The organism is Hymenobacter rigui, from assembly GCF_003944715.1.
Classification (GTDB): Bacteria; Bacteroidota; Bacteroidia; order Cytophagales; family Hymenobacteraceae; genus Hymenobacter; species Hymenobacter rigui.
Genome location: NZ_RWIT01000024.1, coordinates 1 through 13,715, shown reverse-complemented (window position 1 = coordinate 13,715; position 13,715 = coordinate 1). Strand labels below are relative to the sequence as shown.

Genomic DNA, 13,715 nt, shown 5'->3' with positions numbered 1-13,715 from the left:
CCGCGCTCAGAATTTGAAGTTATAGGTTACCGACGGAATGACGGGGAACAACGACACCTGCCGGGCTCGGAAGCGGATTACCTCGTCCGTCTGCTCGTCCTTCACCTGGTCGAAATACACGAAATAGGGGTTGCGGCGGTTGTAGGAGTTGTATACGCTGAAGGTGAGGTCAGCTTCCGGAATCCAGCGGGTGGGCCGCATCTTCCACACCACACCCAGGTCGAGGCGGTTGTAGGGGGCCAGCCGGTAGGTATTGCGCTGCGGGTACACAGGCACACCGGCCACCTTCTCGCCGTACAAATCCTGGAATGCAAACCGGGCCAGCGGCAGGGTAGTGGCCTGCCCCGAGCTGAATACGAAGGAGCCCGTGAGCTGCACCCGCTCCGAGAGGCTGTGCAGCACCACGACCGTCAGGTTGTGGCGCCGGTCGTAGGTGGGGTAGAAGGTGTTGCCGTTGTTGACGCCAGTAGTGCCGCGCTGGGGCGGAAAGCGCCGCTTCGTCCAGGCCAGGGTGTAGCCCACCCAGCCAGTAGTGCGGCCCTGCTTTTTCTCCAGGTATATCTCGTTGCCGTAGGCCCAGCCCTTGCCAAACAGGAACTCCGAGTCCAGGTCGGGGTTCACAAACAGCTGGGCTCCGTCTTTAAAGTCAATCTGCCGCTGGGCCCACTTGTAGTACACCTCGTTGGTGATGAGGTAGCGCCCGTCGCCCAGCAGCCAACTGATACCGGCCGCCACCTGCTGACTCCGCTGCGGCTTTACTGACTTACGCGACGGATACCAGATATCCGTAGGCAGCGAGGCCCCGGAGTTGGTAACCAAGTGCACGTACTGATACATGAGGGCGTAGCTGCTTTTCAACGACACGGTGGGCGTGAGTGAGTAGCGCACCGCTGCCCGGGGCTCCAGCCCGCCGTAGTGGTCGGTTCCCGACTGGAAGCCCGACAGGCGCAGGCCGTACTCCAGCTGCCATTTCTGGGTAGGCTTATAGGTATCGGCGGCGTAGAGGGCGGCTTCGGCACCGGGGTAGGTGGTGCTGGAGCCCAGGGCCAGGCGGCCGTCCTCGGAGCCGGCCTGCAGCGTGCCCGTGCCGAAGCGGTGGGCGGTGGCCGTCAGCCCGAATTTCAGCGCGTGCCGGTCGTTGGGCAGGTAGTCGAGGTCGGAGCGCAGCGTCAGGTCGCGGATGTTCGACGACAGGTTGAAGGCAAACTGGTCGAGCTGGTTGCGAATCTGGTACTCGTAGCGCGTGACGGAGGCCGTGGTATTTAGAAACAGCCGCGGGTTGAACACGTGGTTCCAGCGCAGCGCGCCCACGGCATTGCCCCAGTTAAACTTGAAGTTAAAGCCGTTCTGCGAGCTGAACCCAAACTTATCATTGCCCAGATACCCGGACAGAAACAGCTCATCCTTGCTGCCCAGCTTATAATTGGCCTTGGCGTTGAAGTCGTAGAAGTAGTAGTCGGGAATGGGGTTGTAGTCGTCCTTGCCCTCGTTGAGCTTGTTGATCTGGCGCGTGAATACATCAAAATAGGTGCGCCGCCCCGATAGTAAGAACGCACCTTTGCCCTTCTTGATGGGGCCTTCTACCGTCAGGCGCGACGAAATCAGGCCAATACCGCCGCTGACGCCCAACTTCTCGGGGTTGCCGGGCCGCAGCTTCACATCCACCACCGACGACAGCCGCCCGCCGTACTGCGCCGGAAACCCGCCCTTGTACAAATCCACCGACTGCACGGCATCGGGATTGAACACCGAAAACAGCCCGAACAGGTGGCTGGGGTTATACACCAGGGCATCATCCACCAGCACCAGGTTTTGGTCGGCGGAGCCGCCGCGCACAAACAGGCCCGAGGTACCCTCGCCGCCGTTCTGCACGCCCGGTTTCAGCTGCAGCGTTTTCAGGATGTCTACCTCCCCGAACAGGGCGGGCAGCAGCTTGGCTTCCTTGGCCGTAAGGCGCTCCACGCTCATCTGCGCGGTTTGGAGTTTCTGCTGCAACGAGCCGCGGCCTTCCACCACCACTTCTCCCAGCTCATTGCCGGCCCCAGCCAGCTGAAACGACTGGCGCTGGTTACGGGTCAGGTTGATAGTCAGTGTCTGGGTCTGGTAGCCGATAAAGGAAACCACTACCTGATGCCGACCTTCTGGCAGCCGGAGCGAATAGGCGCCCTGCTCATCGGCGGTGGCACCCAGGCCCAGGGCGGGTACGGCTACCGTGGCACCGGGCAGCGCCTCGGCCGTGCCGGTAGTCCGCACGGTGCCACTCAGGGTACGTTGAATCTGTGCCCAGGCCGCGTTGGGCAGCACGGTCAGCAAAACCAGAAATCCAGAAATCAGAAACTGAACCACCATTCTACCCTGTCTATCCATGAGCCCCAAAGTACGGGCACACGCCGCACACGACCGAATGAGTCGATAAATGATTCAAAAGTGGCGGCCGGAGTTGCCGGGCCTGGGAAAACGCCATAAACAGCTTCAAGGCATAGATTTTGGGGTAAAACCCGCAGAATCCATTGGCTTAGCGAAGCACGCCCTGTACCACTTGGCTGATTTGTGCGGCGGGCACTACGCCTGCCTGCCGCCATACCGGCTGCCCCTGGTGGAACAGAATAAGCGTTGGAATGCTCTGTACTCGAAACTGCTGCGCTACCGCTTGGTTGCGGTCCACATCAATCTTGATGACTTTGAGCTTGCCCTGGTGCTGATTAGCCACCTGCTCCAGAATGGGAGCCATGGTTTTGCATGGGCCGCACCAGTCGGCATAAAAATCAACCAGTACCGGCATGCCCGGACTGTTAATCAACTCAGAAAAAGACTTTTTGGGCATATACAGGGTCGTTGCATCTGCCGCACCATGCGGCTGTATTCCCCGTTATACGGTGGTTTCGCCGGAACGGTAAGCGGCTAAAATGAACTAAAAAGGCCCAAAAAAGCCCAGTGCTGCAACACTGGGCTTTTGGGTGTGGGTGAGTGCGGGTGAAAAGAGGAGTTAATTCTTGCCCACCAAGGTAACATCATTTGCGACTTCAGAAAAACCGAAGCGGCCACCAACTACTTTTTTTCCGCCAACCTGACACTCCCAGGTATAGCGGCCAGGAGCTGCTTTACCCGCTTCGCCACGGTCAGTTTTGAAGTACTCGGATTCAGTTGCTTCGGAAGGGAATATCACATCAATGCCATTCTGGCCTTTGGGAACCTGCTTAACCAGTACGTATTCCTTACCGGTTTCCTGGTTAATCACAACGAATTTGGCCGTGTAGCCGCCTAATTGGCCGAACTTATCCATTACCCCAATCTTCACGTAGGCATCCGTGGATACCAGCCAGGTTTGGGCTTTTGCCTGTGTAGGCGAAAAAACTACCAACGCCAACAAAAAGCCAACGGTTTGCAGCAAACGGCGGAGGGAGAGAGCAGGAGTAGAAACGCGCATACGGGAAACGATAAAGGTGAAAAACCGACTTTTTAAAAGAAGACGAGAGAAGACGAAAGCACCCGGTATCTACCCACTTCACATGATCATACAACTGAGGCGCAATCAAATATAAATGATATTCGACAACTCCAATAAGATTTTGTGCTGCTTTCAAAAAAAATCCCCTCTGACTATCAATCTGGTATCTGATGCCACTCCGTAGATGCTGAAATGCAGTATGCGAAAAAAGAAGATTGAATGGCCGGTTGCTCCTGCGGCCCATGCGGGGGCGGGGCAGTGTGGTTTGTGTGGGCGGGAGGTACAGCATACTTCGCGCCACCACCTGGTACCCCGGGAGGAGGGTGGCCGCTACGGACCTGTGGTTGAGTTGTGCCAGCCTTGCCACAGTACCATTCATTTGCTGCTCGATAACCGGCAGCTGGCCCGGCAGTACAACACCATTGAGCTCCTGCGCGAAGCACCCGAACTGCAGGTTTATCTGCACTGGGTATGCCGCAGCAAGGTAGAGCGCATCAGTAACCGCCGGCCCCGTCGGTAAAGGGCTGAAGTCGGCAACCATGCCGGTCAGTACCTTTGCCTTGTACCAGACTGTTCCCGCATCATCGTGAAATATTTTGTGCCCTTCCGCCAGATCCGGCAGCAGCCGACTATTGTAGTGGACAGTACCGGGCTGGGTGCGGTACTCACGCTGGCGCACTGGCGTGGAGCCGCCACGCCGGATGGGCTGCGCGACGATACCAGTGCCGGCTCGGTGCTGCGGGCTTTGCACCAGCCCAACACGCCGGGCCTGGAAGCCGCCGCCGTAACGGCCAACCACTTTGATATTGACGGGTTTGTGGGCGTGTGGGCCTTGCTGAATCCGGCGCTGGCCTTGCGCCACGAGCACCTGCTGCGCTTGGTCGCCACCCTCGGCGACTTCCGGGAAATGAATTGGCTTGATCCGCAGGCCGACCACGCCCTGCAGCTGGTGTGCTGGCTGAATGCCGAGGAAAAAGCTCGGTTCTACGAGCCGTTTGGAGCCCCGGCCCGGCGGCGGCGCGAGGATGAGGCATCGGCTGAGAAGTTCGCGTGGTTTCTGCCCCGCTTCGCGGCGGTGCTGGAGAACCCCGAAGCCGGCCGTGCTGCCTGGGAGCCGGAATACCTGCGCGTGCAGCAGGGCGTAGCCACTGTGCAGCGCCCGGCCACTACCATCCGCCGCTACCCGGAAATTGGGCTGACGGTGGTGTGCATGCCGGAGCCGCTGCCGTACTACGCGCTGTTCGGGGCCACGGCGGGTACCGATGTGGTGCTGAGCCTGTACAGTGGGCAGCGCTACGAGTTCGAATACAAGTACACGACCTGGGTTGATCTGGAAAGCCGACCCACGCTGCCCCGCTTACCCCTGGACGCCCTTACTGCCCGCCTGAATCAGCTGGAAACTACCCCGCGCCGCTGGACCTTCGACGGCATTACCGATACCGGTCCGCTGCTGCGGCTGAGCGGCAAGAGCCTCACCAAAGTGCAGCGCTACGCCGACCCCGACCAGCGGCCCATCTATGTTTCCTCCATCACCCCAGAGCGGCTGGAGCAGGAAGTAGTGGCGTTTTTCCGGGCGGGCTACGCCGGTATTGAGCCGAAGCGCTATTGGACCTGGGCCGAAATCCGGACTGCCGGCCAGCGCGAGGAGGCTTGAGGTGTGTCTGAAAAGTCGTTTACAACTTGCTGACCGTCATGCAAAGGCGCAGCCGAAGCATCTCGCGTACTGGCGTTGCCAGGCTATTCAGACGTCAGCACGCGAAATGCTTCGCCTTCGGCTCTGCATGACGTTTCTTCACGTCTCAAACAGCTTCGCTCGGAATGGCAATGCATAGTAAGGCATTACACTTCCTCCCCAAAGCCAACCACCCGCAGCGAGCTGACGCCGCCGGCCTCTTTCCGCACGCTGATTTGGGTGGCAATCCGCTCCTTCAGCCCCTCGACGTGGGAGATGATGCCGATGGTTTTGCCCGTGCCCTGCAGCAGCTCCAGCGCCGAGAGGGCCACGTCCAGAGTATCGGGGTCGAGGGTGCCGAAGCCTTCATCAATGAACAGCGTGTCAATTTGGGTGCGGCGGCCGGCCAGCTCCGAGAGGCCCAGGGCCAGGGCCAGACTCACCAGGAAACTCTCCCCACCCGATAACGAATTCATGGTGCGTACAGCCCCGGCCTGGTACTCATCCTGAATCAGCAGATCGAGGTGCTGTTCGGCGTTGCGCAGGATGCGGTACCGGTCGGTGAAGCGGTGCAGGTGGCGGTTGGCCAGGTCCGTGAGGCGGGCCAGGGTGAGGCCCTGGGCAAACTCGCTGAACTTCTTGCCATCGGCGGAGCCGATGAGGTCGGCCAGCTGCCGCCAGCGGCGGGCTTCCTGCTGCTGCTTCTCCAGCTGTGCGGCCAGTGCGGCATGGCGCTCCTGCCCAACCTGGTGAGCATTCAGGCGCTCCTGCCGCTGACCTACCTGCTGGTGCAGGGTAGCCAGCTGCTCACCGGCAATACTGAGGTAGTGGCTCACGGCTTCCATAGGTTCGGCGGTGAGGTGGCGGTTTTCCTCGGCGGTTAGCTGCTGCGCGGTTTCCTCGGCGGTTTGGTTCGCTACCTGCACGGCCTGCTCGTAGCGTTGCAGCTGGGCCTGCACAGCCGTGGCCTCGGCGTGAGGTAACAGCAAAGCCGGAAGGGTAGCAGGCTCGGGGTTCAGGCCAGCGGCAGTGAGGTTTTGGGCGAGAGTAGTGCGGCGCTCCTGCAGCTCCTGTTGCTGCTGGGTAAGGGCCTGCTCGCGCTGCTGCAGCTTATCTACGGCCACCGACAGAGTGGTGCGGTGCTGCTGGAGCTGCTGATCGAGGCGCTGGCGGTGTTGGTCAGTATGGAGCAAAGTCGTTTCCAGCCGCTGCCGGGCCTGGGCCACATCGGCATCGGGGAGCAGCTCCTGGCGGCGCTGCTGGAGCTGCAGTACCTCCAGGTGGGCTGCGTGCAGCTCGGTTTTGCGCTTATCCAGCCACTGCTGCAACTCCTGGCGGCGCTGCAGGGCGGCGTTGGCGCGCTCCTGGGTCAGGTCCAGTTCCCGCTCCAGTTTTTCGACCTCCTGCAGCTTCTGGCGGTACTCGGTACCGGCTTGCTCTAGCCGGCGCATCAATTCCGGTCCGTTCTCACCCGAAAAATCCAGTCCAAAGGTTTTGAGCAGGCTGCTGATAATTTCCTTGATTTTGGGGGCCTGCTCCTGAGTATCCTGCAGGCGCAGGGCAAGCTGCTGCAGTTCCGTCTGAAGCTGCTGCTGCTGCTGACGGGCGTTGTGCTGGTCGGCTTCGGCTTTGGTCTGGGCCAGGTGGGCCTGCTGCTGCTGCTGCTCCAGGGTGCGCAGCTCCTGCACCAGTCCGCGCACAATGGCGGGCACGGTGGTTTCCTCTTCCTCCGAAAGCCAGCGCAATACGGTGCTTTCCGGGGCAGTGGGCAGCGTATCGGTTTCCAGTAGTCCGCTGATGCTGACCAGCCGGTTGATGCGGCCTTTCAGCGTTACCATCTGGCGGGTAAGCTCCTGTTCCCGGTCCCGGTCGCGCTGCACCGAGTCTTCGCTCACGCCCAGCACCCCGGCGGCGTAGGGGTGCTCCAGGGCCCCGCACAACGGGCACGGCTCGCCGGCCTGCAGCTGCTGGCGGGCCTGCTCGTGGGTCAGAATCAACTGGTGGGCGTGCATCAGCCGTCGTAAATCCTGCAGGCTGGTTTCCAGAGCCGTTTCCTCGTGGTGCAGCCGGGCTACGTGGTGGCTGAGCTGGTGGCGCCAGTCGAGCCGGGTGGCGGTGGCGGTGGTTTGCTGTTCGGTGGCGGTAGCCAGCTGCGTTTGGGCCGTGCGCAGCAGCTCCGAGCTGGCCTGCTCGGTGGCCGTGGCCGCGGCCAGCTGCTGCCGCCGCACCTGCAGGTTGCGGTTCAGCTCGGCCAGCTCCGTCTGGATGTACTGCCAGTCCTGGAGGTAACCACTCAGGGGGGGCAGGGCATCGGCTACGGTACTCAGCACCGTGCGCGGCAGCAGCCACTCGCGCAGGTCCCGGGCCTGCTGCCGCTGCTGCTTGCTTTGCTGGTCGGCGGTGGTGGCTTCCTGGTTTTGCTGCTTCCAGAGTTGGTTTTGCTCCTGGTATTCCTGTTTGCCCTGTTCCAGCTGCTGCTGCTTTTCCCGGAGCTGGTGGTCCAGCAGCTCCGCTTCGCGCAAGCGCGGCTCCTGGGTGCGCAAAGTAGCTGCAGCCTGCTCGTACGCCTGCGTAGCGGCCGTGCCGGCGGTTTCGGCGGCGGTGGCAGCCTGCTGCAACTTGGGCAGCTGGGCCTGGAGCTGCGCTACTTCCTGCCGAAGAGTAGCTACCTGTCGCTCGGTTTGCAGAAGCAAAGCGTGGTCGGTGGCGAAGGGCGCGGCCTGCTGGTGCAGGGCCAGACGCTGACGCAGCGGAGCCAGGGTTTCAGCCTGGGCCGTAAGTTCCTGCTGCCGCTGTTGGGTGATGCGGAGCTTCTCGCGCAACTCCTGCAGGCGCAGGTGCCACTGCCGGGCCTCGCGCCATTGTTCCTGCGTGGCAGTGACTTTGGTGAGCTGGGCGTTGAGGTCCTGCAGCTCGGTTTGCAGGTGCGCCACTTCCTCCGCCGACAACAGCGCCACGCCTTCCAAACCCTGTCGCAGCTGGTCCACCAGCTGGGTTTCCTGCTTGGCCCGCTCAAACGCGGCCCGGGAAATATCGGAGTACTTGCGGGTGTCGGTAATCTTTTCCAGCAACTGCGCCCGCTCCCCGGCCGGGGCCTTCAGGAAGCGGGTGAAGTCGCCCTGGGCCAGCAGCACGGAGCGCAGAAACTGCTTGTATTCCAGCCCGCTCAGCTCAGCAATGCGCACGGGCACGTTGCGCTTCATGGTTTCCAGGAAGGGCCAGGTTTCGGTGCCATCCTCGGCCATTTTCCGTTCGCTCAGCTCCATTTTGGGGTCCTGGAGCTTGCCGCCGGGCTGCTTGCGGGCCCGGTATTGGCCCCACTTGCTGCGGTACTGCTGCCCGTTCACCTCAAACTCCACTTCGGCCCAGCTTTCGCCTGTGCCGTGGCTCATCACGTGCTCGGGGCCGCTGCTCTCGTGGCGGGGCACCTGCCCATAGAGGGCCAGCGTAATAGCGTCCAGAATGGTGGTTTTGCCCGCGCCGGTGGGACCAGTGATGGCAAACAGGCCGGCGTCGGAGAGGGGAGTCTGGCTGAAATCAACGGCGTGCTCCCCGCGCAAAGAGTTGAGGTTGAAAAAACGGACGCGAAGAATTTTCATGCGGGCAAGAGCAACAACCAGGAAGCAACCGGGGCTTCCGGTACGCGAAAACGCCTTTCGGGCTCCTACAAAGATAACTGACCAGTGCCGCAATGCATTCCTGAAACCCCATTGGCTTTGGGGCAAAGTCCACGAATTCTATATTCTGGTTTTACTATGGTATCTTCTGGTACGGAATAGTTCCGGGCAGCTGAACTGGTGGCGGCAGTGTTTCCGGACCGGGCTACAGTTCGTCGATTTCTTCGCGCATTTACCGGCCGATGCTATGCAACGTCGTCACTTCATTCGCACTACTCTGGCAGCCCTGCCAGCCGCCACGGTCGGGCCCCATGTTCTTCAGAGAGAAGAACGCAACGCCAAAGGGTTCAGGGCCCGCGCCGGCGAAGGGCGTCGGCATGGCCATATTCAACTCAAGGGTGTGAATCAGAACATCCTGGACGTGAAGGTATCAGGCCACGATACCAACGGCGACTTAGCTATTTTCGAGCAAACCAGCCTGTCGCAGGGCCGGGGCACGCCTTTGCACGTGCATCTGGGGCAGGATGAGGTTTTCTATGTGCTAGACGGGGAATATGCGTTTCAGGTAGGAGAGGATAAGTATCGACTCAAAACCGGCGACTCCATCTTTCTGCCCCGTCAGGTGCCCCACGCCTGGACGCAGGTAAGTGCCCGAGGCCACATGCTGGTTACGATGCAGCCGGCCGGCAAACTGGAGGAGTTTTTTGTAGCCATGGCGGCCCTGACAACCGAACCCACGCCCCAGCAGGTTGCGCAGCTGTTTGCCGCCCACGAAATGAAAGTGATAGGCCCGCCGCTGAAGGTCGATTAGCCGGCCGCCAGTCAAGCTGCGCAATTCCCAGCCTAAATACTTCTGTTAGAAGCCAGCGTGTCAGAAATCCAGCGGAAGCTCTACCTTGCCACCATTCAGGCCTCCGCCAACGCACATGAAACTCCCGCTACCCGCGCTGCTCCTGCTCCTGGCCGCCGCCTGCGCCCCGGTAGGCCCCGCCGCCCCCGCCACGGCAGCGGCCCAGCCGCCGGTGTCGCCGGAACTGTACCGCACCATTGCCCGGCAGGACAGCCTGATGTTTGTGGCCTTCAACCGGCACGATGTGGCCACGCTGCAAACCTTCTTCGCCGAAGACCTGGAGTTCTACCACGACAAAGGCGGCTTGGCCAACTTCCAGCAAACCATGCAGGGCTTCCGGAATCTGTTCGAACAGAACAAAACCACCGGCCTCAACCGCCAGCTCGTGCCCGGCACCCTGGAGGTGTACCCCATCCACAACTACGGTGCCGTGGAAACTTACCAGCACCGCTTCTGCCACGTAGAAAACGGCCGTGACGACTGCGGCACCTTCAAGAACATGATGGTGTGGCGCCTACGCGACGGGCGCTGGCAGGTGACGCGGGTGGTGAGTTATGGGCACTGATATACTGTCAATAGATTTATGAAAATTTTACTCGATATTGATGGAGTATTGGTAACGACACCAATCTGGCGAAAAGCGGAGGTGTTAGCCGATGGATTCTTGAAATTTGATGAAAGTGCATCGAAAAATTTAGCGGATATTATTTCTGCAACAAATTCGACTATTGTGCTAACAACAACACATAGAATAAATTTTTCTTTAGAGCAGTGGTATATATTGTTCAGGGAAAGGGGTGTGGTAGCAAGTGATATTGTAAAAATTAATGAAAAGGATTCGATTAATTTACTGGGTAATAGGAGTGAAGAGATTAAGGCTTGGGTGGATCAATTCGGCGCAGCTGAGGATTACGTAATTATTGATGACGACCTCTCAATAAACGGTTTACCCAATTATATTAAAAAAAGATGGGTGATGACTAAGCCAATGATTGGGTTGAATGAGGAAGCAACTAGTAAGGCATTAAGTATTCTGCTAGGTCAGACCAGATAGGAGAAGCTAGAAGTTTACTGTAATAGTATTGTAACACCTCCCTACCTTACCAGCTTCTACGCCACCTCCCGAAGCTGATGCCCCGCCTTTCCATCCTTGCTGCGCTGCTCCTGGCAGCCGTTCCCACATTAGCCCAGAAGGCCAAAACCACCGAAAACCTGGTGCAGTACGCCAAGCCGTTGGTGGGCACGGCCCGGATGGGGCACACCTACCCGGGGGCGACGGTGCCCTTTGGCATGGTGCAACTCTCGCCCGATACCGACACCATCGGCTACGAGCTCAGCGGCAAGTACAACCCCCGCGTGTACGAGTACTGCGCCGGCTACCAGTACGCCGATAAAACCATCGTGGGCTTCTCGCACACCCACTTCAGCGGCACCGGCCACTCCGACCTCGGCGACTTTCTGGTGATGCCCACCACCGGCCCGCTCCAGCTCAACCCCGGCACCGCCGACCAGCCCGAGCGGGGCTACCGCTCCCGGTTTTCGCACCAGAACGAGGTGGCCGAGCCCGCCTACTACCGCGTGAAGCTCGACGACCACGACATCCTGGCCGAGCTGACGGCCTCCAACCGCGTGGGTATGCACCAGTACACGTTTCCGCAGTCGGAGCAGGCGCATATCATCCTCGACCTCACAGCCGGCATCTACAACTACCCCGATAAGAACGTGTGGACGTTTGTGCGGGTGGAAAACGACACGCTGGTAACCGGCTACCGCCAAACCAACGGTTGGGCCCGCACCCGCACCCAGTATTTCGCTATGAGCTTCTCGAAGCCCTTCGTGAGCTACGGCAGCCGCAACCTCTCCAAGAAGCAGGTGTATCGGGGCTTCTGGGGCCGCTTCGACCAGAGCCAGAACTTCCCCGAGCTGGCCGGCGAGCAGTTGCGGCTGTTCTTCGATTTCAAGACCACGGCGGGGGAGAAGGTGAAGGTGAAAATGGCCCTGTCGGGGGTGAGCACTGAGGGGGCGTTGCGCAACATGCGCGCCGAAGTGCCGGGCTGGGACTTCGAGGCCGTGAAGCGGGCCGGGCAGGCGCTGTGGCAGCAGGAGCTAAGCAAAGTGGTAATTGAGTCGCCGAAACGGGTGGACAAGGAGAACTTCTACACGGCCATGTACCACGCCGCTCTCAGCCCCACTACCTACATGGACGTGGACGGCCAGTACCGTGGCCTCGACCAGAACATCCACCGGGCCGAGGGCTTCACTAACTACACCACCTTCTCGCTCTGGGACACCTACCGCGCCCTGCACCCGCTCTACAACCTGCTGCAGCCCCGGCGCAACGCCGACATGGTGCAAAGCATGCTGGCCCACTACGACCAGAGCACCCTGCACATGCTGCCCGTGTGGAGCCACTATGCCAACGAAAACTGGTGCATGATTGGCTACCACGCGGTGCCGGTGGTGGTAGATGCCGTGCTGAAAGGCGTGGTGCCCGCCGACCAGGCCCAGCGCGCCCTCGACGCCTGCGTGGCCACCGCCCACCAGCAACGTTTCGACGGTATTATCCTCTACGAACAGATTGGCTACGTGCCCGAGGACAAAAGCGGCTCCTCGGTATCGAAAACCCTGGAATACGCCTACGACGACTGGTGCATTGCGCAGTTGGCCCGTAAGCTGGGCAAGACGGACATCGAAGCCGAGTTCAGCAAGCGGGCCCAAAACTGGCAGAACGTGTACGACCAGCGCATCAACTTCATGCACCCCCGCCTCACCGACGGCTCGTTCCGCCCGCGCTTCGACGTGCTGAGCACCCACGACCAGGGCTTTATTGAGGGCAACGCCTGGAACTACAGCCTCTACGTGCCCCAGGACCCCGCCGCCCTCATTGCCAAGATGGGCGGCGAAAAGAAGTTTCTGCCCCACCTGGATTCCCTGTTCACGATGCACCTGCCGGATAAGTTCTTCGCCGAAACCGAGGACATCACCCGCGACGGTATCATCGGCAACTACGTGCACGGTAACGAGCCCGCCCACCACGTGGCCTACCTCTACAACTGGACCAGCCAACCCTGGAAAACCCAGGCCCGCGTCCGGATGATTCTGCCCAAAATGTACCGCCCCATCCCCGACGGCCTCGGCGGCAACGACGACTGCGGGCAGATGTCGGCCTGGTACATCTTCTCGGCCCTGGGCTTCTATCCCGTAGCCCCCGGCTCGCCGGAATACGCCCTCGGCAGCCCCGCCATCCACGGGGCCACGCTGAATCTGGAAAACGGCAACACCTTCCGCATCACCGTCAAAAACCAGAGCGACAAAAATGTGTACGTAAAGGAAGTGCGCCTCAACGGCCAGAAACTCACGCGGCCGTTTTTGCAATTTGCGGACGTGGTGAAGGGCGGGGAACTGGTGTTTACGATGGCGGCGCGGCCGTGAGGCTGCATAGCCGTAAAAATTCTAGGTAGTGAATCGATGAAGATAAATAGGGTTTTACTAATAACGTTTTTAGTATCGTCTACTTTATTAATAGCCGATATAACCACTCCATTGGATATCAATAGCTTGTTGATAAGCTTGTGTATTTTGGTTGTTGCACTTGCCGCTGCAGCCGTCTATGTAGGTAAAGTGTTCTTTCGCTGGAGCATTACTACAGCAGTAATATTTACTGTGGTACTAATTATTACAATGATTGTCCTCAAGCTGCTTTTTATCTGGAGAGGTGATTGGAAAACTCAAACTATTGAATATCAGAATATACATTCAAGTAATAGGGTGATAGAATATCAAATGATGAACCCTGGCCCCGGTAGTTATAGACAGCGTCATGTGGATAAAATAAGGATACTGCCAGGAATAAGCTGGATTAAAGAAGTTGATAATAAGAATATTGATTCTGAAAACTGGAAAAAAGTTGATATCGAAGTGAATGAATTAGAACTCAAGTAGCTCCAATAGTGACGAATAGTAGAGTCTGAATTCCTCTTCAGATTACCACAAAGTGTATCCTTATAGCGGATTCATGAACGGTGTAGCTGCCGTCGCCTAGCGTACGTAAGCAGGTATATGCAAGCGTATTCGATGGATTTGCGCCAGCGCGTGGCGCAGGCGCTGACTGAGCCCGGAGCCCGGCAG

The 13,715-nt window shown here is 59.4% G+C and carries 11 protein-coding genes; 7 read left to right on the top strand and 4 right to left on the bottom strand.

What is annotated here, in order from left to right; all coding sequences use genetic code 11:
* Window positions 1-6: 6 nt before the first annotated feature.
* The 3 genes from EI291_RS21890 to EI291_RS21880 all read right to left on the bottom strand — a co-directional run bounded on the left by EI291_RS21890 (window position 7) and on the right by EI291_RS21880 (window position 3,427).
* Entirely contained in the window at window positions 7-2,304 is a 2,298-nt protein-coding gene (locus EI291_RS21890; RefSeq protein ID WP_240635636.1) for a TonB-dependent receptor, read from the bottom strand.
* A 211-nt stretch (window positions 2,305-2,515) separates the two neighbouring features.
* Entirely contained in the window at window positions 2,516-2,824 is a 309-nt protein-coding gene (trxA, locus tag EI291_RS21885; protein ID WP_125424425.1) for a thioredoxin, read from the bottom strand.
* A 162-nt stretch (window positions 2,825-2,986) separates the two neighbouring features.
* Window positions 2,987-3,427, bottom strand: a complete 441-nt coding sequence (locus EI291_RS21880; RefSeq protein ID WP_125424424.1) for a hypothetical protein — start codon at window positions 3,425-3,427, stop codon at window positions 2,987-2,989.
* 220 nt (window positions 3,428-3,647) lie between these two features.
* On the opposite strand from EI291_RS21880, the gene EI291_RS21875 reads away from it, so the two are divergent.
* Window positions 3,648-3,968 (top strand): HNH endonuclease, encoded by a 321-nt coding sequence (locus EI291_RS21875; RefSeq protein ID WP_125424423.1) that lies wholly within the window; start codon window positions 3,648-3,650, stop codon window positions 3,966-3,968.
* 66 nt (window positions 3,969-4,034) lie between these two features.
* Window positions 4,035-5,102, top strand: coding sequence for a DUF6687 family protein (locus tag EI291_RS21870; protein ID WP_240635635.1), 1,068 nt, complete (start codon window positions 4,035-4,037; stop codon window positions 5,100-5,102).
* A 185-nt stretch (window positions 5,103-5,287) separates the two neighbouring features.
* Here EI291_RS21870 and EI291_RS21865 read toward each other — a convergent pair whose 3' ends face one another.
* On the bottom strand, window positions 5,288-8,719 hold the full coding sequence (locus EI291_RS21865; protein ID WP_125424421.1) for an AAA family ATPase: 3,432 nt from the start codon (window positions 8,717-8,719) through the stop codon (window positions 5,288-5,290).
* A 418-nt stretch (window positions 8,720-9,137) separates the two neighbouring features.
* Here EI291_RS21865 and EI291_RS21860 point away from each other — a divergent pair, with 418 nt between their 5' ends.
* From EI291_RS21860 to EI291_RS21840, 5 genes are all read left to right on the top strand, one after another.
* Window positions 9,138-9,548: a cupin domain-containing protein gene (locus EI291_RS21860; RefSeq protein ID WP_240635634.1), complete on the top strand. Its 411-nt coding sequence runs from the start codon at window positions 9,138-9,140 to the stop codon at window positions 9,546-9,548.
* Between the two features lie 115 nt (window positions 9,549-9,663).
* A complete protein-coding gene (locus tag EI291_RS21855; RefSeq protein WP_125424419.1) occupies window positions 9,664-10,152 on the top strand; it encodes a nuclear transport factor 2 family protein in 489 nt (162 codons plus the stop codon).
* Window positions 10,153-10,170: 18 nt separating this feature from the next.
* Window positions 10,171-10,641 (top strand): HAD domain-containing protein, encoded by a 471-nt coding sequence (locus EI291_RS21850; protein ID WP_125424418.1) that lies wholly within the window; start codon window positions 10,171-10,173, stop codon window positions 10,639-10,641.
* A 77-nt stretch (window positions 10,642-10,718) separates the two neighbouring features.
* Window positions 10,719-13,019: a GH92 family glycosyl hydrolase gene (locus EI291_RS21845; RefSeq protein ID WP_125424417.1), complete on the top strand. Its 2,301-nt coding sequence runs from the start codon at window positions 10,719-10,721 to the stop codon at window positions 13,017-13,019.
* Between the two features lie 111 nt (window positions 13,020-13,130).
* Window positions 13,131-13,529 carry a hypothetical protein gene (locus tag EI291_RS21840; protein ID WP_148103440.1) on the top strand — a complete coding sequence of 133 codons (399 nt, stop codon included), beginning with the start codon at window positions 13,131-13,133 and terminating at the stop codon, window positions 13,527-13,529.
* The last annotated feature ends 186 nt before the right edge of the window (window positions 13,530-13,715 follow it).